Origin of the sequence: Sorangium sp. So ce124 (genome assembly GCF_051525235.1) — a bacterium.
In the GTDB taxonomy this organism is placed as follows: domain Bacteria; phylum Myxococcota_A; class Polyangia; order Polyangiales; family Polyangiaceae; genus Sorangium; species Sorangium atrum.
This window is the reverse complement of sequence record NZ_CP150312.1, coordinates 5152338-5176904: the sequence shown is the minus strand read 5'-3', so window position 1 is coordinate 5176904 and position 24567 is coordinate 5152338. Positions and strand designations below refer to the sequence as shown.

Sequence of the window (24567 nt, the reverse complement as noted above, 5' to 3'; positions counted from 1 at the left end):
GCCGCGCGCGGCGAAGCACCGTCAGCCCGCGGCAGCGCGTGCCCCGCGCGCGCGCCGCACTCGGTCGACGGCGACGGCGACCACGATGATCGCGCCCGTCGCGATCTCCTGCACCCAGCTCGGCAACCCGAGGTGGACGCCGCCGGTCCGGATGACCGTGATGAGCAGCGCCCCGATCACGCTCCCCGCTACGCTCCCCTCGCCGCCCGAGAGCGGCGCGCCGCCGATGACCACCGCCGCGATGACCTCGAGCTCCAGGCCGATCGAGTCGGTCGGGTCGCCCACCGTCAGCGTCGCGAACTCCATCACCCCCGCGACGCCGGCGAGGAGGCTCGACAGCGTGTACACCGCGATCTTCACGCGCCCCGTGTCGATGCCGCACAGGCGCGCCGCGGCCTCGTTGCTGCCGACCGCGAACACGTGCCGACCGAAGCGCGTGAACAGGAGCACGGCGAAGACCAGGATCGCCAGCGCCGCCGTCACCCACAGCCCCGGCGCGGCGAGGTCGGCCGAGAGCAGCGCGTCGAGCCCGCGCGGATCCGCGTCGATCTTCTGCTCGGACGCGAGCCCCTTCGCGGCGCCGCGCAGCGCGCTCATCGTGCCCAGCGTCACGACGAAGGGCACCATCCGCGCCCGCCCCACGAGCGTCCCGACGAAGGCGCCCACGAGGCCCGCCGCCGCCGCGGCGACGAGCGCCGCCGGGAGCGCCGGCACCCCCGCGCGCAGGAGCTTCGCGAGGACGACCGTCGTGAACGCGACGAGCGAGCCGGTGGAGAGGTCGATCCCGCCGGTCGCGATGACGAGCGTCATGCCGACGGCGCAGATGCCGACCACCACCGTCTGCCGCGCCATCGTGAGCAGGTTCTGGCTGCGCAGGAACGTGTCGGGCGTCAGCGCCGCGAAGAGCGCGTAGACGAGCAGCAGCGCGACGAGCGGCCCCACCCACGGCGGACGCTTCTTCACGAGGATGCCTCCAGGAGGAGCGACGCCTCGGTCCACGACGACGCGGGCCGCGGCGGGTCGAGGGTCCCCCGGCGGAGGACCGCGATGCGATCGCAGGTCGTGACGAGCTCGTCGAGCTGGCTCGACACGAGCACGATCGCCTTGCCGGCGCGCGCGAGCTCGCGGAGCAGCGCGAGCACCTGCGCCTTGCTCGCCACGTCGATGCCGCGCGTCGGCTCGTCGACGAGCAGCACGTCGACGTCCTCGCGGAGCAGCCGCGCGATCTGGACCTTCTGCTGGTTGCCGCCCGAGAGCTCGCCGACGCGCTGCTCCGGCCCTCCAGCGCGGATCGCGAGCCTCTCGATCCAGCGCGCCCCCTCCGTGAGGAGCGATCTCGGCCCGGCGAAGCGCGGAGCGCGCGGCGAGAGCCAGACGTTCTCGGCGAGCGAGCGGCCGAGCATCAGCCCTTCCCCGCCGCGATCCTCGCTCAGCAGGCCGATCCCGCGAGGAGCGCGCAGCGCGACCGTCCCGCCGCGCCTGGGATCGAGCCCGGCCAGGATGCGGAGGAGCTCCGTCCTCCCCGAGCCGACGAGGCCGGCGATGCCAAGGATCTCCCCCCGGCGCAGCGTCAGCGACGCGCGCTTCGGCCGCTTCACGCCGGAGACGCCCTCGGCCTCGAGCACCACCTCGCCGCCGTCCGGACGCGCCGCCTCGGACACCGCGCCCGCGCGCGTCTCGGCGCTCGCGCGCGTGTCGGCGCTCGCGCGCGTGTCGGCGCTCGCGCGCGTGTCGGCGCTCGCGCGCGTGTCGGCGCTCGCGCGCGTGTCGTCAAGCGCGCGGCCCAGCATCTCGCGGACGATCTGGGCCGGCTCGGTCTCGCGCGGATCGCCCTCCCCCGCGACGCGGCCGTCGCGGAGCGCCGTGTAGCGATCGGCGTGCGCGCGCACGTCCGACAAGAAGTGGGTCACGAGCAGCACCGCGAGCCCGGCGTCTCGCAGGGCGCGGACGCGCTCGAACAGGCGCGCGGCGTCCGACTGCCCCAGGCTCGATGTCGGCTCATCGAGGACGAGGAGCCGCGCCGCGAGCCGCCCGTCCTCGCAGAGGCCGCCCTGCGCGAGCGCCCGCGCGATCTCGACGAGCTGCTGATCGGCGACGCCGAGCTCCCCGCCCCGCGCGTCGAGCGGCACGCGGCCCGGATCGGCGGTGACGAGCGCGATCGCCGCCCGCGCCACGGCGCGCGCGCGCGAGCGGTCCCGGATCCCGAGCCGCGAGCGCGCGAGCGGCTCGATCCCGAGCACCACGTTGTCGACGACCGTGAGGTGGGCGCAGAGCGTCCGCTCCTGCGGGACCAGGACGACGCCCGCGCGGCGCGCCTCCTCGGCCGACGCCGGCGCGTACCGCGCCCCCCCGAGCAGGATCGCGCCGGCGTCCGCGCGCTCCATGCCGAGCAGGACGCGCGCCAGCGTGCTCTTGCCCGCGCCGTTCTCGCCGAGCAGCGCGTGGATGCTCGCGGGCGCCACCCGCAGCGAGACGTCGCGCAGCACCGGGTTCGGGCCGAACGCCTTCGCGAGGCCCGTCACCTCGAGGAGGGGCGCGCGCTCTCCGCCCACGAGCCGCTCACTCCCCGAGCCACCTGGCGAGGTCGGGTCTCACGATCTCCTGCACCGCCGGGTCGTCGAGGTCCTGCCTCGTGACGACGCGCGAGCCCGTGTCGATGCGCGCCTCGACCTTCTCTCCGTGGAGGTGCGCCACCATCGTCTTGATCGCGACGTACCCCATGTTGAACGGGTTCTGCACGACGAGCGCCTCGATGTCGCCCTCGCGCAGCGCGCCGAGGAGCTTCTCCGACGCGTCGAAGCCGACGAACTTCACCTTCCTCGCGACGTTCGTCTTGCGGAGCGCCTGCAGCATCCCGAAGGTCGTCGACTCGTTCGGCGTGAACACCCCGGCGACGGCCCCTTCCGCCGCCCTCTGCGCGAGCAGCAGGCTCTCGCTCTTGTGGAACGCCGACTCCGTGGTCGCGCCGCCAACCTGGTTCTCGCTCGCGACCGTGACGCCGGGCATCGCGCGGACCGCGTCGAGGAACCCCTTCTCGCGGTGCTGCGTGCTCGCCGAGCCCTCCTGGTAACGGAGCACGACGATGTTGCCGTTCTCGCCGATCGCCTTCCCGAGGTGCTCTCCGGCGAGCCTGCCGGCCGCCTCGTTGTCGGTGGCGACGAAGCTCACGTGATCGTCGCTGGCGAGATCGGAGTCGAACACGACCACCGGGATCTTCGCCTGCGCCGCCGCCCGCACCGGCGCCCTCAGCGCCGTGGCGTCGAGCGGCGCGAGCACGATGCCGGACACGCCCTGCGCGACGAAGCTGGAGACGACATCGACCTGCGCCTTGAGGTCGTCCTCCCGGAGCGGCCCCTTCCACACGACATCGACGCCGAGCTCACGCGAGGCCTTCACCGCGCCTGCGTGAACGCTCTTCCAGAACTCGTGTGTCGTCCCCTTCGGCACGACGGCGATGCGGAGGCGCGCGCCGCCGGTCGCGCCCGGGCCTGCATCCGTCGACGTCGGCGCCGATGACGACGTCTTGGAGCACGCGGCGAGGGCGGCAATCGCGAACGCGCACACGACGACATGGACGCTCATGGGTGCGAGAGGATAGTCGACGGATCGCGGCCACGCTCGCGCGGGCAAGCACGTCGTCCGCGCAGATCCGTCCGACAAGCACCATCTGAGTTCTCGGCTGCACCCGGCGCAGGCGAGCTCATCCCAGCGCGACGCTCGCGTGCAGCTCGTCATTCACCCGGGTCGAACCGACGAGCGCGCGCGCAGGTCGACCCGGGTCGGACGGCGCCGCTCAGTCAGCCCGGCGGCGCCGCCTTCGGCTCAGAGGCCGAAGAGCTCCTGGAGAAACACGCCGCCTTTCCCGGCCCCTGCGTGCGTGAAGAACAGGCGCCCCGCCTCGAAGTCGCCCGCCTCCGCCACCCACTCGGCCGCGTGGGCGCGCAGCCGGGCAACCGCATGCGGCGGGAACGCGAACGGCGAGCGCGAGCGGTAGACGAACGTGGCGTCGTAATCGACAGGATAGCTGGTGACCGTGAGGTAAAACCACCCTTTCCGCTCGAACACGAACGGCGACTCGGTGTAACCGCTGTTGCGCATCGCCGTCTCCGGCCCGAGCGTGAGCGCCATGGCCGGCGAGCTCCAGCGGACGAGATCGAGCGACGTGCGGTAGGCGACGCCGCTCAGTGGCGACTCGATCGACGCGCAGCGCGTATAGTACACCACCCACAGATCGCCGAGCCGGGCGAGCATCGGATCGCGGGCGACGCAGAACTCCTCGAAGAGCGTCCCCCCCTCGCGGCCCCAGGTAAAGCCGTCGCGCGAGCGCGCGATCCGGAAGCCGGATCGGTCGGGGTCGTGCGTGCCCACATGAAAGATCATGACCAGGCTGCCGTCCCGGTCCTTGACCATGTGCGGGGCCCAGATCCAGCGCTCGTCAGAGAGGGCGTGAATCGAGAAGCGCTCCGGCGCCAGCGTGAGGCTCGGTGAGACGGACTCCATCCAGCGCACCGGTCCGGGTCCGGGCGCGGTAGCGAGGACGAACTCGCGCTCCATGTCAGGTCGATAAGGCTCGAGGTGAAAGATCCCGGTGAGGATCCAGCGGCCGTCGGCGAGCTGGACCATCGAGTGATCGTTCACATAGAACGGTCCCCCGGGGAGGCTCCCTGTGTCCAAGATCTTCACCGCGGGCCCCTGCGTGAGCCGAGGCGCGGGAGGTCCGGAGAAGAACCGCAGCGTGTACCCCCGCTCGCTCCAGGGCGCCTGGGAGTGTGTCGCGTCGATCTCGAGGACCGGGCGCCTGCCTGCGCTGCACTGTTCGGGGAGGAGGTCGATCCAGAGCGCGTCCTCGGCGAGCGACCGGACAGGGTTCGCCTGCATCTCGTGGAGCACGCCGACCTCCCGCCCGTCGAGCCTGACGCGCGCCGTCTGGGGGGCTTTTTCCGCGGAGTACGCGCGGAGCAGCAACAGGCCGCGCGCATCGGGCGGGCATTCGACCTCGATCCGGGTGATCCCGCGCCCCTCGCTGGACCAGGATCGCCGCCGGAGCTCCAGCCGCTCGGCGTCGACGGCCGAATGCACCAGCCGCCGCCTCCCGGCCGCACGGACCCTCTGCTCACCGATCACCTGATGATCCGAGAATGCGTAAGCGAGGCCCAGAGAGCGCACCCGCAGCGGCGTGTAGGCGCCGGTCGGTCCGGCCTCGATGCCGAAGCGCAGACCGGAGCGGCTCACGATGGGATCGGCCACGTGCAGGCGGTACAGGGAATGGACGAACGTCGCGTTCCTCCATCCATCCTCGGGATCGATGACGAGGAAGCGGAGCAGCCCGCTGAAGGGGTTGCTGTGCGCGCCAAGGAAATAGAAGCCTCCATTGAAGTAGTCCTCAGTGCCGGTCCCCATCTGCAGCGGGTGCGACATTCCGTCGGTCCGGATCATCTCGTCCCCCTCAAGGTACGTCCGATCGTTCGGCCGGCCGCCGCTGATCTCCTCGAGAAGCGCGACGAGCTGGATCGGCTCGTCGCTCTCGAAGAGGGGCATCGTCGTCTCGCGCCCGGGGGCCATCTGATCGCGGAATTGCGCGATCAACCGCACACCTCGGCGGGCGGGCGCGAGGTCGACGGCCGCTTCGACCGCCGCGATCTCCTGCCCGGGCGCGGCCTCGAGCGAGAGCACCTCCCCTTCGGCCAGCGGGATCGGCAGACGCGTCGCGAGCCTGCCGGCCCCCGCGGCGTCGGGTGTCCACGCGGCGTGCAGCGCGCTCTGGAAGGTCGTCCATCCGCCGTCGGCGTCGGTGCCTGAGCTGGCGAGGCCGAAGAAGAACGACGCTGGCACGGGCGGCTGTCCGCCGATCCTCACCGACAGGTCGTCCAAGCTCCCCGCCGGGATCCGGACGTCGACCCCTGATACGGTCGCGGGTCCTGTCGCCAGGACGAGCGGCGCGCTGGCGTTCAGGCTCTCCCGGCGCGACGGGGCAGGCAGGGTGGCTGTCCAGTCCTCCGTCATGAACCGCGAGAGCGCCTCGGGCGTCGGTCCCGACGCGGCCCCGGGGCCCTCGCGGTAGGTGACCTGGTAATAGATGGGAACGCCCCGGAAGCGGACCTTGGCCTCGCTCGACCAGGCGAAGGGGACGTAGCTTGTATATGCGCCCGAGCTCGCGTCCACGTCGAGCACGAGAGGCGATTTCCAGGGGCCCTTACCCCCGAAGAAATCGCCGGGCGACCCGCGGAACGCCGTGTGTCCGTCGACCTCGATCCATATCTCCTGGTCCGGCCTCTCGAGCTCCGCGCGGGGGGCGGTCATCCAGATCCGCGCGATTCTCCCCTCCCCGCGGGCGTGGAACAGGACCAGGTGATCCCCCTCGATCGCGATCCCCGGGCGATACCCATCATCGTTGCCACCTGCGGGGTCATGCGTGGTCACGCTCCGTGTGATCCACCCGGAATGAAAGGAGAGGAGATCCTCCAGCACCGGCGAGATCGACGAGGCGCCCGGCGCGATGGCGAGGGACGCGCCGAGGAGATCGCGGGCCGCGCTCGAGACGAGGCGATCCAGGAACGCGCCCGCGCCGCGCCCATTGAGGCTTCCGGTGTTCATGATCGAAACCTAATGGCGCGAACAACGCCAGGGGAGCGGGCTCGGCGAGGCACCTCCCTTGCACCACCCCGAAGCGAGAGCATGCGCGACGCACCGATCGCGCACTCGAGGGGGGCAATTCATGCGCACCCGCCGCGATCGACGCCGTGTCGAAGGCTCGCCCAGCACCGGGCCTCGCGCATGCGCGCGCGGCCTCCTGCTCGCGCTCCTCTCTCTATCGCCGCTCGCGGGCGCCGGCGACGCGCCGCGCTGCGCGCTCGCCGCTCCTCTGGAGCAACGGGACGCCCCGGGAATGTCCCCGAGATCGCGGATCCAGCTCGACCGCGCGGCATACGCCGAGCGGCTCCGCGCGATGTGGATTGGCGCGTGCATCGCCAACTGGACGGGGCTTCGCACGGAGGGCGTCCGCATCCAGCGCCCCTTCTTCACCGATGCTGACTGGGGAAAGCCCATGGGGCGCGACGGAGCGCCGATCGACTTCGTCCTCCTCGACCCCTGCCCGGCCGACGATGACACCGACATCGAGTATGTCTATCTCCACCTCATGACCGAGGCGGGCACGCTCTTCCTCTCCCCCGAGCAAATCCGGGACGGGTGGCGCGCGCACATCAACGATTTCATCTGGGTCTCCAACCGGAGGGCGCGCGATCTCCTCGAGCGCGGCGTGCTGCCCCCCGCGACGAGCGATCCAGCGCTCAATCCGGACGCGCTCCAGATCGACGCCCAGCTCACCACGGAGATCTTCGGCGCCCTCGCGCCCGGCATGCCGGGGCTGGCGCTGCGGATCGCCGACCTCCCCATACGGACCACCGCGCGCGATCACGCCGCGCACGCCGCGCAGTTCCATGTTCTCCTCTTCTCGCTCGCGGCGACAGTCGATCTGGAGAAGCCGCGGCGACAGGAGATCGTGCGCATCGTCCGTGAGGCCAGGAGCTACCTGCCGGACGAGTCCAAGGCAGCCGATGTCATCGACTTCGTGCTGTCCGCCTATCTATCGACCAGCGATCGCGCCGAGGATCGCGACGACTGGGAGCGCGTCCGGGATGCCATTGCGGATCGCTACCAGGAGCGGGCTTCGGCGTACGGCTTCGTCTATCGGGGGTACACGGAATCCGCGATCAACCTGGCGACCGCGACGCTGGCCCTCCTTTTCGGTGAGGGGAGCTTCCGGCGCACCGTACAGATCGGCACCTTGTCCGGCTGGGACTCCGACAACGGCACGGCGACCATGGGCTCGCTCGTTGCGCTCATCGGCGGGATGGACGAGCTGCGCCGCGCCTTCCCTGGCGCGCGCCTCTCCGACCGTTATCATATCCACCGCACGCGCCCCACCCTGCCGGACCGGCTTCCGCAGGATCCCGAGGCCGAGGACACCTTCACGGATGTGGCGAGGAGGATGGCCGCGCTTGTCGACCTCGCCGTGCAGGAGGGAGGCGGCCAGGTCGAGCCGACCCGGTGGGTCCTCCCTCCTCGCCCCCGCGACGGCACAGGAGCCAGCGCGCGCGCCACACGCGGCTCCGAGCCTCGGCCCCGCGCTCCTCGCTCGGCGAGATGACCTGGCGCTCAAGGCGCCTCGGGCCGAAGACGTCGAAGTAGGCCTTGGCCGCGGCGAGCAGCTGTTCCCGCGTGCTGCGCTGTTCTTCAGGCAAGACGTCCCACGTCTGGTCCTTCGAGTCGAGGTACCCCTGGGCGTCGAACAGCCAATCGCCATCCCGCGTGATGATGGCCTCGGCCTCCGTGATGCCGCCGGACTCGACCTTCAGCCTCAACCCCATGATCACGTCCACCCCGTCTTCGTGGCGCCACCTCCGGCCCCGCTCGAAGCGCCTGTCGTCGCGCTCGTGGCACCGCCGCTCTCCGAAGCGGCTTGCTCGGAGATCGCACCGCCAGAACACGCGAGAAGCAACGAGAAGCTCGCGAACCCGAATCGCACCTTCATGAGACCTCCGCGAGGTACCCTTCGGTTCACCAACGACCAGCGTGCCCTCCGCAAGGAAGCCCCTTGCCAGCACACGGCGGAATCTTGCCTCGAATCGTCGCGGACGTCGATACGCTGCTCGGGAAAACACTCGAGTTCTCTCCCAGCTCGCCGCAGCGCGATCGGGGCAATTCGCCACGTGGATGAATCTTTGGGTGTGGTCGATTTTCCAGCGGACGACCGGATCGCACGCGAGCTGCTCATAGCGACCAGCGCGTGCAGCGTCGCTGCACGATGAAGACCTCCACCGCAAAGAGCTACGGCGACATTTCTGACATCCCGATGACGTCGCGACTCGACGCTGCGTCTTTTCAGACCGTATCCCGCGCAAAGATCAGCGTCATCGACTATACTCGTCGTCGATCCCGGGGCTCCGGCGAGGCATGCACTGGAAATTTCCGCCTCTGGAGACCTCACGTCGCTAACTAACTTCGTGCCCGCGGACCGTGCTGGCACGCGTTCGAGAAGGAGTCGGCTCATGAGATTGCCTAGGATAGCCATTGCATTGCCAATGGCGGCTTTGATCGGCGCGGGGTGCGGAGGGGCCAACGATGGCAGCGGGGACAGCGCTGGCTCGCAGAGCAGCACCGGCGCCGGCAACAGCTCCGGCTCCGGCTCCGGCTCCAGCAGCAGCACCGGCACCGGCGTCGACGACACCTTCGGCGGAAGCGGCGTGGGCTCGAGCGGGAGCTCCGGCACGACCGGCAGCAGCAGCGGGGGCTCGACGGGCGCGGGGGAGGCGTGCGCCACCCAGTCGTCCCAGGCCGGGTTTCAACAGGTGTACCTCGTGTTTGCGTTCGATGTATCGGCCAGCATGACAGCCAGCGACGTGGAGTGGCGCAGGAAGGATCTCAAGTGGGATCCCGTCGTGGCCGCGACGAAGCAATTCTTCGTGGATCCCGCGTCCGCCGGGTTCAGGGCGTCGCTCACGTTCTTCCCAGGCGCGGCTCAGACGCGTCAGGCGTGCCAGGCCGCCGGCTACTCGACCCCGGATGTCCCGATGACGCCGCTGCCCTCCCCGGCGTTCGGCGAGGCGATCGATCGCATCGAGCCGGAGATCAGCACCATGGGCACGTGGCGCACCAGCACGCCGACGGCATTCGCGGTCGAAGGCATCGTCGATTTCATCGAAGCGCAGCGCCAGCAGAACCCCGGGAAATATGCAATCGTGCTCGTGACCGACGGCTATCCACAGCTGTGCGGGGGCACGGCGGACACGCTCGAAGCGGTCGTGACGCAGGTCACCGCGGCGCGCTCCGCCAACATCTCGACCTTCGTGATCGGGGTCGACAATCCGCCGGGGCCGGGCGCGCCGGATAGCCTCACCAACCTGCACGAGATCGCGGCTGCGGGCGGCACGGGAGAGGCGTCGATGCTGAACACCGGCGACCCCGCGCAGACGGCGGCCGCGTTCAAGACCGCGATCGATAAGATCCGCGGCGCCGCCGTCTCGTGCACGATCCCGATCCCGCCGGCACCCGACGGGAGGAGCTTCGACAAGCAAAAGGTCAACGTGACCTACACGAGCGCCGCGAGCAACACGCCGACGACGCTCACGTACGATCAGGCCTGCTCGGCCGCAGGCACATGGCGCTACGACGAGCCTGCGAACCCGACGGCGATCATCCTCTGCGACGATACCTGCGCCGTTGTCCAGGCCGACGTCGAGGTCTCCCTGGGCGTCGACTTCACCTGCGAGGACGTGCTCCAAGTGCCCCAGTGATCGACGACGCCCGCTGGCCGGCACGGGTCTTCGCGAGGAGGCGCCGGCCAGCCGCTCGTCTCCCGGTGCGCAGCCGGCGAGTGGGTACGCCTCACTCGCCTGCCTGGCGCCCGAGCCCGTATCACACGAATCTACCCCCCGCTCCAGGCCAGAGAGACCGACGCAGACCTGGAGAGAGCGCGCCAGCACCCGTGCGAGATGCGGGCGCGCCCGAGCTCCTTCGGTCGAGGAGCTCGTCCAGCTCAGCGCGTCGGCTCCCCGTCAACCACCACGATCCAGGAAGTCCATCAGCCACTGCATGGCCGGCCGCATGGTGCCGTTCTCCTGCTGGAGGCCGGTGCCGTTCCTCCACGTCTTGCCGACGATGTAACCCCACAGGGTGATCCCCGGGATCTTGGGGTGATTCCAGAACATGGTGAACTGCTCCTCCATGATCTGCTTCTGCCTGCTGTCGTTCGTTTCGCCGATGTCGTACTCGGTGATGTACACGGGCTTGCCGAGCTCGGCGAGCGAGTCGATGTACCCCTTGACCGTGTTGGTGTTGATCTTGAATGCGTCGTGCGCCTGCGCGCCGAGGGCGTCGACCGGGGCGCCCGCGTCGATCACCTTCTTCGCGATGTCCTTGAAGTGCCTGTGCTCGTTCTCGTACTCGATGTTGTTGTAGTCGTTGAGGATGAGCTTGGCGTTCGGGCAGAACTCGCGAGCCCACTTGAAGGCGTTGACGATCCAGTCCCAGCCGCTGGCGCCGTTGCCGCCGAGGCCGGCCGTGTACGAGGGCGTGGTGTGGGGCGGCGGCTCGTTGACGACGTCGATGTACTTCGTGTCCGGGTAGCGCTTGCAGAACTCTTCCATCCAGCTCCGCACGGCCTTCTTCTGCTCGTCCGGCGAGAGGCTCCCGACCCAGGAGGGTTGCTGGCTGCCCCACACGAAGACGTGGTGCTTGAAGATGATCTTGTTGTCCTGCGCGTACTTGTAGGTCCTGTCGAGCGAGCTCCAGTTCTTGTTCCCGCGGCTGCTCTCGACGGAGCCCCACTTGCCCTCGTTCTCGGGCGTGATCTGGTTCCAGTACTTCGCGAAGCCGTCGCGCACGGCGCCGCTCGTCGTGATGTTGCCGACGAACTTCGGCTCGGGCTCGGAGCCGCCGGCCCCCGTGGACGCGCTGGTCGACGCGCTGGTCGACGCGCTGGTCGACGCGCTGGTCGACGCGTCCCCGCCGCCGACCCCCGTGGTCGCGCCGCCGGAGGTGGCGCCGGTCGTCGGGGGATCGCCCGAGCTGCTGCTGGTGGCAGGGCCGACGCCAGCCGTCGTGCCGGCGCCGGAGCTGCTGTTCGTGCTGTTGCTGGAGCTCGTGCTGACGCCGGCGCTGGTGCCGGTGCTCCCCGCTCCGCCCGAGCCGCCCACGCCGTCGTCAACCCCCTCGCCCCCATCCGCGCATCCAAAGAGGGTCGCCATTCCGAGCGCGATCCAGGCCGTGCTGCACAGCAATCGAGAAGAACGCTTCTTGTTCATGTTGGAGTTCCGCAAGTCGGACGATTGTCGTTGGTGAAGCTGGGAGCGGGAAAGCCGAGGGGCGGCGGCAAGAACGGCAGCGCCCACGCTCAGCGATACGCACGCCGTGCAACTCGCGACGGATGATTCCCGCCACGCCTGGAAGTGATCACGACACGCGCGCGAAGCCTGCTACATCTCAAGTTCCCAGCTGAGAGGAAACGTGCATCGACAGCGCATGTTGCAATCATGAAGCAACTTTGCGCTTCGAGCGGCAGCCAAGCTCGTTATCCCTGGCTTGCCCGCTGACGGCCCGGTCCGTGAACACATCACGGAGCCGGTACGGTAGAGCGGTCTCAGCGGCGCCGGGGGACGGCCGTGCTCTTGCGCACAACGAGCTCGGTCTCGACCACGACCCGCGACCACGAGCGCTGGCCGCTCTCGATCTGCCCGAGCAGGACGTGGAGGCACCGGCGCCCGAGCTCGGAGAAGTCCTGGCGGACCGTGGTGAGCGGCGGCGTGAAGTAGGCCGCCTCCGGGATGTCGTCGAAGCCGACGATGCTGATGTCCCGCGGCGTCTCGCGCCCGCTCTCGTGGAGGAAGCGGAGGAGGCCGAGCGCCATCTGGTCATTGGCCACGAACACGGCCGTCACGCCCGGCGTGCGCGTCAGCTGCGGGGCGAGCTCGTAGCCGGAGCGCGCGCTCCAGTCGCCCCGCAGGAGCGGCGGGATCTCGGCGCCGGCCGCCTGCAGCGCCGAGCGCCAGCCGTCGATGCGCTGGTCGGCCTCGAGCCAGTCGGTCGGGCCGGCGATGTGCCATACGGTCTTGTGGCCCAGGTCGAGCAAGTGGCGGGTCGCGGACGCGGCGCCCTCGTGCTGGTCGACCGCGACCACCGGCACCGAGTCGTCCGGACCGCCCTCGACAGCGACCACCGGCACATCGGAGGTGACGTGCCGCAGCGCGTCTACCGCCGACCGCTGCGGGGCGATCACGACGATGCCGTCGGCCCCCTGGTCGCGCAGCCGCTGCACGGCCTCCAGCACCGGCGCTCGGCTGAACGACTTCAAACTGGCGATGCTCACGCCATAACCCGCGTCGTGCGCCGCCTCCTCGAGCCCCAGGAGCGTCGACGCCGGACCGTAGAGCGTCGTGTCGAAGCTGACCACACCGAGCGTCCGCGACCGGCCGGTGACGAGCGCCTGCGCCACCGAGCTCGGCCGGTAGTCGAGCTGCCGGATCGCATCCAGCACCCGCTCCCTCGTGTCGCGGCGCACGTGGGGGCTGTCGTGCAGGACCCGCGAGACCGTCTGATAGGAGACGCCAGCGAGCTTGGCCACGTCGACCATGACCGCGGCCCGCCGCCCGCCGCCCCTCTTGACGCGGCGCTCCGGAAGAGATTTGTCAGCCATCGGCGCGGGAGGATAGTCGCGGGGCGGTCGATTGGAACGGAGTTCTTCAATGTGAGCGTTCACATACTGGTCGGAGTTCTTCATTTCACTCGGCTTTCGCGTCACTGGACGGGTGCGCGCCGGGGATCGTCGCCATCGGGATCGAGCGCGGCACCGACGCTGTTCGTCGTCGTAGATGCCATTCCCGGTGGGCCCACGATCGATCCCGCAGATTTCACGCCGGCTCTCACATCTGGCCTATGCGAACGGCATGCCGGCCGCCGCCGGCGAGCGTGGCCCCGTCGATCAGGTCCACAGCCCGGCCCCTCCTCCCCTGGAGGGCGGGCTTCGGAGGAACGCCGCTGGCGCTCGTACTCAACCGGTTCAGGAATCGTTGGGGCACCAGCCGATTCCAGTTGACACGAGAGATGTGAACGCTCACAATTCGGGGAACATCCTTAGGCATTGCGCCCGCTAGGTCGTCGTCGTACGTCTATGCAGCGGGGCATTCGTCATCGATGTCAGCGCGGGGAGAGGCGGCGGGTCTGACCTGCTGCGCCGTGCGCTCGCCTCACACGCCACGGCCAACCAGGGTCGGCCCGCGCGGCAGCGGCGGTTCGTGAAGGTGTTACGCGGTGCGGCGCCAGATCATCTAGCGCAGTCCCGGACGTCAGCAAGGCACTTTTTCACACAAGGGCGGACTCACAGGAGGGATCGTGTGAAATTATCTTCTTTATTGGCCGCCGCCTTGGGGCGCGCGCCCCGCAAAGCGCCAAGGTGGCTCGATGGCCGAGGTCGCGCAGCAGGAGCCATGAAATCTTCCACTCACGATAGCGGCCCGAACGCCGCGCGTGATCGATGGAAGGTGGAAACATTCACTCACAGCGGGGCGGCCTCCCGGCTGCTGCGAGCGGCCGCGTGCACTTCGCTCCTCGTTGCAGGGTGCGTGGGTGATATCGGCGGCAACTCGAGCTCCTCGGGCGTCTCCTCGGGCGCCGGCGCGAACCCGACGGGCGGGGGCACGAGCTCCTCGGGCGGCGGAGACGCCGTGTGCAACCCGCGGCTCGAACGACGGGTCGTGCTGCTCGCCGACCTTCAGTTCATCAACGCCATCCGCGGTCTCCTGGGGGACGAGGCCATCGAGGCGGAGCAGGCGCCGGACGCGCGGACGAAGCCGTTTGCCAAGAAGGGCCTTGTCGTGGGGACCTCCCTTGTGCATACGCGGCTCGCGAGGGCTGCCTACGCGGCCGAGAGCATCTCGGGGCGCTTCGAGCAGGTGACGGGGTGCGCCCCCGACGGGGACGACGCCTGCGCCAAGACGTTTCTGACGAAGTTCGCGCAACGAGCGTTCCGCCGGCCCGTGGACCAGGCGGAGCTCGACAACCTGTGGTCGGTCTATGCGCTCGGGAAGGAGACGAGCTACGAGCGGGGCGTCTCGCTCGCGCTCGAGGCGCTCATCGCGTCCCCCTCGTTCTCCTACCGCACCGAGCTCGGCGGCGACGCCGACGGCGACGTGGTGAAGCTCGCCGCGCACGAGGTCGCGAGCGAGCTCTCGTTCTTCTTGACGGACAGCCTGCCGGACGAGGAGCTCGCCGCCGCCGCCGACTCCGGTGCCCTGAACGATCCGGAGGAGCTGGCGCGCCAGGCCGAGCGCCTCCTCGATAAACCCGAGACGCGCAGCAGCCTGAACACCACGCTGATCGCGGCGTGGGGGCTCAGCAACCTCTTCGGCACGGTGAAGGATCCGGGGCTCTTCCCCGAGTACACCCCCGCGCTCCAGGCGAGCATGTTCCACGAGACCGAGCTGCTCGTGGACGACCTCCTGTGGAACCGCGGAGCGGACGTGTCGGAGCTGCTCACCACGAGGGAGACGTTCGTGAACGGCGTGCTCGCGAAGGTCTACGGCGTGGAGCACACGGGATCGAGCCCGGAGGAGTTCAGCAAGGTCGAGCTGCCGGCCGACGAGCGCGCCGGGATCCTCACGCAGCCCGGCCTGCTCGCGGCGCTGGCCCGGACCGACAACACGAGCGTGGTGGCGCGAGGGCTCTTCGTGCGCGGCGCCCTGCTCTGCCTCGGGAAGATCCCGTCGCCCCCGGAGTCGCTCTCGGACGCGATCAAGGAGCTGCTCGAGGCCGACATGACCGAGCGCGAGCGCGCCGACGCGCGCGCCGCGAACTCCACCTGCGCCGCGTGTCACGCCCAGTTCGACGCGTTCGGCCTGCTGCTCGAGAACTACGATCCGGTCGGCCGGTACCGCGACACCCTCGATGGGGAGCCGATCGACGCGCGCGTCAACCTGGGCAACATCGCCGAGGTCGCGGGGAGCTACGCGAGCGCCGTCGAGTTCGCCGAGGCCGTCGCGCAGAACGACGGGTTCGCCGCCTGCATCACGCGGCACCTGCTGACCTACGGCACGGACGATGAGACGCTCGGGGTCCGCGACTGTCAGGTCGGACGCGTGATCGAGGCGCTGCCAGAGGGCCAGCGGACGCTGGCCAACGTCGTGAAAGGCATCGTGACGTCGTCCGCGCTGACCGAGCGCGCCAAGGAGGAATGACCGTGGGCTACAACCTTTCTTATGGATGGTCTCGCCGCCGCTTCCTGCAAGGCATCGGCGCCGCCGCGGGTCTCGTCACGGTGCTCAAGGGCCTCGAGTCGGCCGCGGAGGGCGCGGCGCCCCCGAGGCGCCTGCTGATCGTGCAGCGCCCCGTGGGCACCGTGTACGAGAACTACTGGCCGCAAGGCAACGGGACCAACTTCACGCTCTCCCGCATCCTGACCCCGTTCGAGGCCATGAAGTCTCGGATGGTCGTGATGCGCGACCTGAAGCTGCCGCACGAGGGGTCCGTCGGCGGCGGCCACGAGCGCGGGACGGTGCTGATGTGCACGGGGACGCGGACCAAGCAGCTGTACCCGGGCAACGGCGGCGACGATCCGATGGCCGAGGCGCCGAGCATCGACCAGCTGCTCGTGAAGCAGTCGGCCGAGCTCCAGGGCACGCCCATCGCGTCGCTCCAGGTGTCCTGCGACAACCGCGCCGACACGCCCGAGGTGTCGACCCGCCACATGTCCTATTCGGGCGCGCGGGCGCCGATGACGCCCTACTACCAGCCGCAAGAGGTGTACCGGCGGGTGTTCGGCACGCTGATGCCGGGCGGCCCGACGAACGACAACCTGGATGCGCTGGCGCGGGCGCGCCTGCAGAAGAAGAGCGTGCTGGACTTCGCGATGAAGGACCTGAAGCGCCTTCAGAGCCTCGCGCCGAGCTCCCAGCGAGAGGCGCTGGAGGGGCACGCCGCCGCCATCCGCGAGGTGGAGGCGGAGTTCGACGCGGACCCGAGGGATCCCGCGACCTGCGGCATGCCCCAGGAGCCCGAGGTCATCCAGGTGAGCGGGCACATCGATCCCTACGGCGGCTCGCACGTCGTCTCGGAGCGCGACGACGTGAAGCACGCGCGCATCGGCGCGCTCCACTTCGCCGTGATCAAGGCCGCGTTCCGCTGCGACCTGACGCGCGTGGTCACGTACCAGTGGTCCCCTGGCACGAACCACGTGAGCTTCGGCGAGCTGTGGCCCCCCAACTCCTCCATCTTCAAGGTGCACCACACAACGAGCCACGATCCCGATACGCCCGACACGCTCGAGTTCCTCACGCGGGTGGAAGAGTTCTACGCCGGCTACGTCGCCGGCTTCCTGAAGGAGCTCGCGGAGACCAAGGACGTGACGGGCGGGACGCTGCTCGACACCACGCTGGTCCCGTACATCACGGAGGTCGGCACGCGGCATCACAACTGGGACAAGATGGCGTGGGTGCTGTTCGGCGGCGAGGGAACCAAGCTGCGCGGCGGGCAGGTGTGGAACAACGGCAACCGCGGCGGCCGCTCCACCAACGACCTGTGGATGGCGATCGCGGCCTCCTTCGGGGCACCGGATCTCGTGATGGGGGACAAGGACCAGCGGACCTCGGCGATCGAGGGGCTGTTCGGGTGACCGTGGGCCTCGGAGATCGGATACGGTAGAGCCGAGCCGCGCGTAGACGCCGCCTGCGAGGGGTCGTGAGGTGAAGAGGACGAAGTCGATCTGCAACCTGCACGCCTTGAGCCTGGTGGCGCTCTGCGCCTGCGGCGAGGCACCGGACAGCCCCGCGGCGACGACCGACGGCGGCGGCACGTCGGAGAGCGGCACCTCTGCGTCGGGCGGCTCCGCCGGCGGCGGAGCAACGGGCAGCGGAGCTCCGGGCTCGGGCGGCGCAGGCGGCGCGGGCGGCGCAGCACAGAGCGGGTCCACCGGCACGGGCGCCGGGGGGAGCTTCGTGCCCGGCGGCACAGGAGGAGGCGGCCCCGCTTACGTGCTCGACTGCGGCGCGAACGGCGTGGCCATCGAGAGCGCGGGGCCACCTGAAAACCGCGTCAACTACGTCATCGTGGGCGACGGCTACGACGCCACGACCGTGAACACCACGTACATCGAGCACATCGAGGAGGCGATGGCCAAGCGGTTCAGCAGCCCGATCGGCGAGCCGTACGGCAGGTATCGCAAGTTCGTCAACATCTGCGCCGTCAAGCTGGTGAGCCCCTCGAACGGCATCCCTGGAGCGCTCGGCTGCACGGGCGACGACGAGAGCCGCCTCGCAGAGTGCGACACCCGCAAGGCGGATCAGGCGCTCAAGGCGAACCTCCCCGAGGACTTCGAGGTCGACTGGCACGCCATCGTGTTGAACAACGATCGCTGGTGGAACACGGGCTCGGCCTGGATGCTCTGGTCCGGCGCGCACGGGGACGCCGCCGGAGCGGCCCTGCACGAAGGCGGCCACGGCTTCCATCAGCTCGCCGACGAGTACTGCGCCAAGGCGACGGGCTCCGCCTGCGGCGCGAACATGTGCAGCGGCAGGGGCACGGAGTACGTCGAGGTGAACAGCACGGGCAACTGCGCGACGACGGCGGGCAAGTGGGACAAGTGGCTGGAGTACGACGCCGCCGACGCCACGGGCGTGCAGGGCACGTTCATCGGCAGCCGCTACGTCGATGGCGGGCAGTACCGCCCGTCCTCGAACTCGATGATGAACAGCCTGTTCGGAGACAACAAGAACACGAGCTTCAATCCGGTCTCGCGCGAGAAGATGATCATGGACATCTGGATGCGCGTCAGGCCGATCGACTCGGCCGATCCGCCCGCAGGGGCCGTCACGGATCCGGAGACGCTCGCGCTCGACGTGATCGATCCCGACGTCATCAGCGTGGACTGGACGCTCGACGGCGAGGTGATCGCGACGGACGGCGGACCCGTCTACAACGTCGCCGCGGCGGGCCTCGCTTCGGGCACCCACACCATCGTCGCCAGGGCCTACGACAACGCCGGCGAAGAGCTGGTGCGCTACCGCAGCGGCGAGTGCCTGGACCCTCCTCCTTCGACCGATCCCCGCTACTACGATCCCTGCTGGGGTCGCGACAACTGGCCCCGCTCGCAAGAGACGGTGACGTGGACCGTGACGATCCCGTGAGGTCGGCGCGCAGGCGCGGGTCCGTCGCCGCGCTGCTGCTCCTCGGCGCGGCGCTTTACCTCGTGCATCGCTCTCGAGAGCCCGACGCGCGGCGGCTCCCTTCATCCCGCCAGGAGACGTCGCGAGAGGAGGCGCCGCGCGAGGCAACGTCGCGCCGTGGGTCGACCGAACCGCTGGCGTCGGCCCGCAGCACCACGCTCGCCGCGGCGATCGACGACCTGCCCGTCATCGGTCCGAGCCCCGACGACCGACACGAAGGCCCCGCCCACCCCCACCCCATCACGCAGCGCCACGTCGAGATACAGCATGAGAACGGCCTGATCGGGCTGCTGAACGACGCGATGAGCGCGCGGAACGGCGCGCGCATGCGGGAGCTCGTGCACGAATATCGTCGCACGCATCCCGGCGACCCGAACCATCTCCAGGACGGCTACGAGATCATCGCAGACTGCCTCGCCGCGCCGGGCGAGTCGTCGAGAGCGGCGGCGGAGGGCTACTACGCCGAGCATCGCGCCTCGACCGTCAGGCGCTTCGTTCGCAGGATCTGCCTCGAAGGCGGCTGAGCCGCGTCCCCCGAAGCATCAGCCAAGCTCCTTCGGTCACGCCCCCCTCCACTCCACCATCGGCCACCACGTGAACGTTCACGTCGGTCGTGGTCGTGGTCGTGGTCGTGGTCGCGGTCGCGGTCGCTCCAGCCAGCGGCCCATCGTCCCCTCCCCGGCCTAACCGCACGAGAGGAGAGTTGCAGCCTGGTTCATCCTCCGGGACCTTAGAAGCGTCGCGTTCCAGTAGATTATGATTGACAGCCACATTGTGAACGTTCACATTGAACGCGGGGCACATCCTTAACTGGCTTCGCCCGGCCAACGGGTCGTCATGCTCAAGGGAACATTCGTCATCGGGATCGATTTCGGCACCGACTCCGTGCGCGCGGTCGTCGCGGACGCGCGGAACGGCGAGCTCGCGGGGGCCTCGGTCGCGCCCTACCCTCGCTGGGCGCAGGGCCTCTATTGCGACGCGCGCGCGCACCGGTTCCGCCAGCATCCGCTCGACTACCTGCATGCCATGGAGGCGTCCGTCCGCGCGGCGCTGGACCAGGCGGGCAGCGACGTCGCCGCGCAGGTGCGCGGGATCGCGGTCGACACCACCGGATCCACGCCGGTCCTGGCCAACGCGAAGGGCAGACCGCTATCGCTCTGCCCTGGCTTCGAGGAGGACCCGGACGCGATGTTCATCCTCTGGAAGGACCACACCGCGGTGGCCGAGGCGGCGCGGATCAACAGCGTCGCCCGGACCTGGGGCGGTGTGGACTACACGAAGTACGAAGGCGGCGTGTACTCGTCCGAGTGGTTCTGGGCCAAGGCGCTCCACGTCATCGAGACCAATCCGGCGGTCGCGCGCGCGGCGGTCACCGTCCTGGAGCACTGCGACTGGATCCCCGCCGTCCTGACCGGCACCGACGACCTCAGGCAGATCCGCCGGAGCCGCTGCGCCGCCGGGCACAAGGCGATGTGGCACCCGGAGTTCGACGGTTATCCCTCGAACGAGTTCCTGGCGAGGCTCAATCCGCGCCTGCCCGCCATCAAGGCCACCCTCGGATCGCAGACCTGGACCGCGGACGTGCCCTTCGGGACGATCTCGCCCGGTTGGGCCGCGACGCTCGGTATCCCGGACAACGTCGTCGTCGCCGTCGGCGCCTTCGATGCGCACATGGGCGCGGTCGGCGGCAACATCCAGCCGAACCGCCTGCTCAAGGTCATGGGCACGAGCACGTGCGATATGCTCGTCATCCCGAAGACCGGCGCGCCGGAGGTCCTCGTCGCCGGGATCTGCGGCCAGGTCGACGGCTCGATCCTCCCGGGCGCGGTCGGCTACGAAGCAGGGCAGTCCGCGTTCGGCGACGTCTTCGCCTGGTTCAAGCAGCTCCTCAGCTGGCCGCTCCTCGCCATCCTCCCTGCCCTGCCCGGCGAGGGCCATTCGCTCCGGACGACGCTGGCCGACGTGACGCTCGCCGATGCGGCGATCGAGCGGATCATCCCCGAGCTGGAGCGGGCGGCCTCGGAGATCCCGCCGGCGCGGAGCTCCGTGCTGGCGCTCGACTGGCTGAACGGGCGCAGGACCCCGGACGCGGACCAGCGGCTCAAGGGCGCCATCGTCGGCCTCGATCTGGGCACGGACGCCCCGCGGATCTACCGCGCGCTCGTGGAGGGGATCGCGTTCGGATCGCGCGCCATCGTCGAGCGCTTCCGATCCGAGGGGCTCCGCATCGACGGCATCATCGGTGTCGGCGGCGTCGCGCGAAAGAGCCCCCTCACCATGCAGGTCCTCTCGGACGTGCTCGACATGACCGTCGAGGTCCGCGCCGGCGAGCAGCCGGTCGCGCTGGGCGCGGCGATGTTCGCCGCGACCGCCGCCGGCCTGCACGCCACGGTCGAGGACGCGCAGCGCGCGATGTCGTCTGGGACCGAGGCCCGGTATCTGCCGGATCCCGAGCGCGCCAGGCTCTATGACGCGCTGTACCGGGATTATGTCGCGCTGGGATCGTTCGTGGAGAGGGAGTTGACGCAATGAGCGGGATCGCGATGCAGGATCTTCGAGAAGGCTTCGAGGTGTGGTTCTTGACCGGCAGTCAAGACCTCTACGGTGAGGAGGCGCTGAAGCAGGTCGCCGAACACGCGCGGGAGATCGCCGCGTCCCTCGACGCCTCGGGCCAGCTCCCGGTCAGGGTCGTCTGGAAGCCGACGCTCAAGAGCTCCGAGGCGATCCTCGCCGTCTGTCGCGAGGCCAACGCGTCGCCGCGGTGCGCCGGCGTGATCACGTGGATGCACACGTTCTCGCCCGCGAAGATGTGGATCGCGGGGCTCAAGCGCCTGGAGAAGCCGATCGCGCACCTGCACACGCAGTACGGCCGCGAGCTGCCCTGGGACAGCATCGATATGGACTTCATGAACCTGAACCAGTCGGCCCACGGGGACCGCGAGTTCGGGTACATCGGCGCTCGCCTGCGCATCGACCGGAGGGTCATCGTCGGCCACTGGACGGACGGCGACGTCCTCGCGAAGCTCGACATCTGGGCGCGCGCCGCCTGCGCCATCCTCGACGGGCGGCGGCTCAAGATCGCGCGCTTCGGCGGCATGAACATGAGAGAGGTGGCCGTCACCGGCGGCGACCGCGTCGAGGCGCAGGTCAAGTTCGGCTGGTCGGTGAACGGCTATGGCGTGGGCGATCTCGTGGGGCGCATCGCCGACGTCGACGAGCGCGAGGTCGATCGCCTCGTGGCGGAGTACGACGAGGCGTACACCATCGCCCCCGCCCTGAGGAGGGGCGGAGATCGCCACGGCGACCTGCGGTACGCGGCGCGGCAGGAAGCGGCGATGCGCTCCTTCCTGAAGGAGGGCGGCTTCGGCGGCTTCACCACCACCTTCGAGGATCTGCACGGGCTCAAGCAGCTCCCCGGCCTCGCGGTGCAGCGGCTCATGGCCGACGGCTACGGCTTCGGGGCGGAGGGCGACTGGAAGTCCTGCGGCCTGGTCCGCGCCCTGAAGGTCATGGCGACGGGCCTGCGCGGCGGCGTCTCCTTCATGGAGGACTACACGTATCACCTGGTCCCGGGGCAAGAGCGCGTCCTCGGCGCCCACATGCTGGAGATCTGTCCCTCGATCTCCTCCGGGAGGCCGTCGCTGGAGATCCACCCGCTCTCGATCGGCGGCAAGGGGGACCCGTGCCGGCTCGTCTTCGACGCCGGCGCCGGGCCCGCTGTGAACGTTGCCATGATCGACATGGGCGGCCGCATGCGGATCGTCGCCAACGAGCTCGAGTCGGTGCCGCCCGAGAGGGCGATGCCGAAGCTGCCCGTGGCGCGCGCGGTGTGGATCCCGAAGCCCGATTTCAGGCTCGCCTGCGAGGCGTGGATCCTGGCTGGAGGCGCCCATCACTGCGCCTACAGCCGCGCCGTGACGATGGCGCACGTGGAGGACTTCGCCTCCATCGCCGGCGTGGAGCTGGTCCGCATCGGCGAAGGGACCGAGATCCGCGCGCTCAAGAACGAGCTCCGCTGGAACGATCTCGCCTACCGGCTGGCGCACTGAGGCCATGACGTGAGCGCGATCTATCGAGAGCTGCGCGAGCGCGCCTTCACGGCGAACATGGAGATCCCGCGCCGGGGGCTCGCGATCTACACGTTCGGCAACGTCTCGGCGTTCGATCGCGACAGGGGCGTCCTGGCGATCAAGCCCAGCGGTGTCCCTTACGATCGGCTGTCGGCCGACGACATGGTCGTGGTCGATCTGGAGGGGAAGGTGGTGGAGGGACGCCTCCGCCCCTCCTCGGACACCAGGACGCATATCGTCCTCTACGCGAGCTTCCGCGGGCTTGGTGGCGTGGTGCACACGCACTCGACCTACGCGACCGGTTGGGCGCAGACAGGCACGCCGATCCCGATCTACGGTACGACGCACGCGGATCACCTGGCCGAGGACGTACCCTGCACCGAGGTGATGCGGCCGGACGCCGTGGAGGGCGACTACGAGACGGAGACGGGGAAGCAGATCATCGAGTGCTTCAGGGATCGTAACCCGCTTCACACACCCATGGTGCTGGTGGCGGGACACGGCCCGTTCGCGTGGGGAGAGGACGCCGAGAAGGCGGTGTACAATGCGGCGGTGCTCGAGGAGATCGCGAGGATGGCGTTCATCACCCGCACGATCCACCCGGGCGCCGCTCGCCTGCCCGACGCGCTCGTGCGCAAGCACTTCGACCGGAAGCACGGGAAAAAGGCGTACTACGGGCAGAAGTGACGCCGTACGTCGGGGGACGACGGCGAGGATGAGCGAGGTGCCTCATGGGACGAGGCGACGGACGAGAGGAGACGAGCTGCGCGATGAAGAGGCGAAACTTTGTCACCACGGGGATGATGGCGCTGGCAGGGCTGGCGCTGATCGTGGTCGGGCCGGGCTGTCAAAAGGAAAATAAGCAGATCACGCTCGGGTTCTCCCAGATCGGCGCGGAGAGCGAGTGGCGGACGGCGAACACCAAGTCGATCGAGGAGTCCGCCAAGGCGGCCGGGATCGACCTCAAGCTCTCCGACGCGCAGCAGAAGCAGGAGAACCAGATCAAGGCCATCCGGTCGTTCATCGCACAGAAGGTCGACGTCATCGCCTTCTCGCCGGTGGTCGAGACCGGCTGGGAGCCCGTCCTGCGCGAGGCCAAGGAGGCCAAGATCCCCGTCATCCTGACCGATCGCGCCGTGGATACGAAGGACGACACCCTCTGGGTCAGCTTCATGGGGTCGGACTTCGTCGAGGAGGGCCGCCGCGCGGCGAAGTGGCTGGTCGAGAAGACGAAGGACCAGAAGGACCCGATCAACATCGTCGAGCTGCAGGGCACCGTCGGCTCGGCCCCCGCGATCGATCGCAAGAAGGGGTTCGAGGAGATCATCAAGGACAAGCCCCAGTTCAAGATCCTCCGCTCCCAGACGGGCGACTTCACGCGCGCCAAGGGCAAGGAGGTCATGGAGGCGTTCCTCAAGGCGGAGGGCAAGAACATCAACGTCCTCTACGCCCACAACGACGACATGGCGATCGGCGCGATCCAGGCCATCGAGGAGGCGGGGCTCAAGCCCGGCAAGGACATCCTCATCATCTCGATCGACGCGGTGAAGGGCGCGTTCGAGGCGATGATGGCCGGCAAGCTGAACGTGACGGTCGAGTGCAGCCCCCTCCTCGGGCCGCAGCTGATGAGCGCTGTGAAGGACCTGGTGGCTGGCAAGCAGCTGCCGAAGCGCATCGTCACCGAGGAGGGCGTCTTCCCGATGGAGACCGCCGCCCAGGAGTTCCCGAAGCGCAAGTACTGAGCGCGTGACGGTGGCGACGCGGAGGCCGCCGGGGAGGACGTGAGC

The 24567-nt window shown here is 69.5% G+C and carries 16 protein-coding genes; 10 read left to right on the top strand and 6 right to left on the bottom strand.

From position 1 onward, the window contains the following. Positions 1-21: 21 nt before the first annotated feature. The 4 genes from WMF19_RS19310 to WMF19_RS19295 all read right to left on the bottom strand — a co-directional run bounded on the left by WMF19_RS19310 (position 22) and on the right by WMF19_RS19295 (position 6594). The gene (locus WMF19_RS19310) at positions 22-963 is read right to left on the bottom strand and encodes an ABC transporter permease (protein WP_437900446.1); all 942 of its coding nucleotides are present in this window, start codon (positions 961-963) and stop codon (positions 22-24) included. Beyond that, positions 960-2552: a sugar ABC transporter ATP-binding protein gene (locus tag WMF19_RS19305; RefSeq protein WP_437900445.1), complete on the bottom strand. Its 1593-nt coding sequence runs from the start codon at positions 2550-2552 to the stop codon at positions 960-962. Before WMF19_RS19305 ends, WMF19_RS19310 begins: the two co-directional genes overlap by 4 nt. A gap of 7 nt (positions 2553-2559) precedes the next feature. Beyond that, positions 2560-3582, bottom strand: coding sequence for an ABC transporter substrate-binding protein (locus tag WMF19_RS19300; RefSeq protein WP_437900444.1), 1023 nt, complete (start codon positions 3580-3582; stop codon positions 2560-2562). Positions 3583-3822: 240 nt separating this feature from the next. Continuing rightward, positions 3823-6594 (bottom strand): DUF2961 domain-containing protein, encoded by a 2772-nt coding sequence (locus WMF19_RS19295; protein ID WP_437900443.1) that lies wholly within the window; start codon positions 6592-6594, stop codon positions 3823-3825. A 292-nt stretch (positions 6595-6886) separates the two neighbouring features. On the opposite strand from WMF19_RS19295, the gene WMF19_RS19290 reads away from it, so the two are divergent. Together WMF19_RS19290 and WMF19_RS19285 are read left to right on the top strand one after the other, a co-directional pair. Beyond that, on the top strand, positions 6887-8149 hold the full coding sequence (locus WMF19_RS19290; protein ID WP_437900442.1) for an ADP-ribosylglycohydrolase family protein: 1263 nt from the start codon (positions 6887-6889) through the stop codon (positions 8147-8149). Positions 8150-9083: 934 nt separating this feature from the next. Beyond that, the gene (locus WMF19_RS19285; protein ID WP_437900440.1) at positions 9084-10295 is read left to right on the top strand and encodes a vWA domain-containing protein; all 1212 of its coding nucleotides are present in this window, start codon (positions 9084-9086) and stop codon (positions 10293-10295) included. Between the two features lie 261 nt (positions 10296-10556). Here the strand turns inward: WMF19_RS19285 and WMF19_RS19280 are convergent, their stop codons facing one another. Continuing rightward, entirely contained in the window at positions 10557-11804 is a 1248-nt protein-coding gene (locus tag WMF19_RS19280; protein WP_437900438.1) for an endo-1,4-beta-xylanase, read from the bottom strand. Positions 11805-12139: 335 nt separating this feature from the next. After that, a complete protein-coding gene (locus WMF19_RS19275; RefSeq protein ID WP_437330048.1) occupies positions 12140-13192 on the bottom strand; it encodes a LacI family DNA-binding transcriptional regulator in 1053 nt (350 codons plus the stop codon). 925 nt (positions 13193-14117) lie between these two features. Here WMF19_RS19275 and WMF19_RS19270 point away from each other — a divergent pair. The 8 genes from WMF19_RS19270 to WMF19_RS19235 all read left to right on the top strand — a co-directional run bounded on the left by WMF19_RS19270 (position 14118) and on the right by WMF19_RS19235 (position 24522). Continuing rightward, positions 14118-15728, top strand: a complete 1611-nt coding sequence (locus WMF19_RS19270) for a DUF1592 domain-containing protein (protein WP_437900437.1) — start codon at positions 14118-14120, stop codon at positions 15726-15728. Further along, the gene (locus WMF19_RS19265) at positions 15725-17161 is read left to right on the top strand and encodes a DUF1552 domain-containing protein (RefSeq protein ID WP_437900436.1); all 1437 of its coding nucleotides are present in this window, start codon (positions 15725-15727) and stop codon (positions 17159-17161) included. The genes WMF19_RS19270 and WMF19_RS19265 overlap by 4 nt, the downstream gene beginning before the upstream one ends. A 70-nt stretch (positions 17162-17231) precedes the next feature. Continuing rightward, positions 17232-18671 (top strand): M64 family metallopeptidase, encoded by a 1440-nt coding sequence (locus WMF19_RS19260; protein ID WP_437900435.1) that lies wholly within the window; start codon positions 17232-17234, stop codon positions 18669-18671. Next, entirely contained in the window at positions 18650-19234 is a 585-nt protein-coding gene (locus WMF19_RS19255) for a hypothetical protein (RefSeq protein ID WP_437900434.1), read from the top strand. The genes WMF19_RS19260 and WMF19_RS19255 overlap by 22 nt, the downstream gene beginning before the upstream one ends. A 313-nt stretch (positions 19235-19547) precedes the next feature. After that, entirely contained in the window at positions 19548-21242 is a 1695-nt protein-coding gene (locus WMF19_RS19250; protein ID WP_437900433.1) for a ribulokinase, read from the top strand. An 11-nt stretch (positions 21243-21253) separates the two neighbouring features. Then, a complete protein-coding gene (gene araA, locus WMF19_RS19245) occupies positions 21254-22759 on the top strand; it encodes an L-arabinose isomerase (RefSeq protein WP_437900432.1) in 1506 nt (501 codons plus the stop codon). 9 nt (positions 22760-22768) lie between these two features. After that, positions 22769-23467: an L-ribulose-5-phosphate 4-epimerase gene (locus tag WMF19_RS19240; RefSeq protein WP_437900431.1), complete on the top strand. Its 699-nt coding sequence runs from the start codon at positions 22769-22771 to the stop codon at positions 23465-23467. A gap of 83 nt (positions 23468-23550) precedes the next feature. Next, positions 23551-24522, top strand: a complete 972-nt coding sequence (locus tag WMF19_RS19235) for an ABC transporter substrate-binding protein (RefSeq protein ID WP_272098593.1) — start codon at positions 23551-23553, stop codon at positions 24520-24522. Positions 24523-24567: the final 45 nt, after the last annotated feature.

Excerpts from the sequence above, each read along its gene's own strand:
- WMF19_RS19300 (WP_437900444.1), bottom strand. The coding sequence starts at position 3,582 with ATGAGCGTCCATGTCGTCGTGTGCGCGTTCGCGATTGCCGCCCTCGCC.
- WMF19_RS19295 (WP_437900443.1), bottom strand. The coding sequence starts at position 6,594 with ATGAACACCGGAAGCCTCAATGGGCGCGGCGCGGGCGCGTTCCTGGAT.
- WMF19_RS19290 (WP_437900442.1), top strand. The coding sequence starts at position 6,887 with ATGTCCCCGAGATCGCGGATCCAGCTCGACCGCGCGGCATACGCCGAG.
- WMF19_RS19285 (WP_437900440.1), top strand. The coding sequence starts at position 9,084 with ATGGCGGCTTTGATCGGCGCGGGGTGCGGAGGGGCCAACGATGGCAGC.
- WMF19_RS19280 (WP_437900438.1), bottom strand. The coding sequence starts at position 11,804 with ATGAACAAGAAGCGTTCTTCTCGATTGCTGTGCAGCACGGCCTGGATC.
- WMF19_RS19275 (WP_437330048.1), bottom strand. The coding sequence starts at position 13,192 with ATGGCTGACAAATCTCTTCCGGAGCGCCGCGTCAAGAGGGGCGGCGGG.
- WMF19_RS19265 (WP_437900436.1), top strand. The coding sequence starts at position 15,725 with ATGACCGTGGGCTACAACCTTTCTTATGGATGGTCTCGCCGCCGCTTC.
- WMF19_RS19250 (WP_437900433.1), top strand. The coding sequence starts at position 19,548 with ATGCTCAAGGGAACATTCGTCATCGGGATCGATTTCGGCACCGACTCC.
- araA (WP_437900432.1), top strand. The coding sequence starts at position 21,254 with ATGCAGGATCTTCGAGAAGGCTTCGAGGTGTGGTTCTTGACCGGCAGT.
- WMF19_RS19235 (WP_272098593.1), top strand. The coding sequence starts at position 23,551 with ATGAAGAGGCGAAACTTTGTCACCACGGGGATGATGGCGCTGGCAGGG.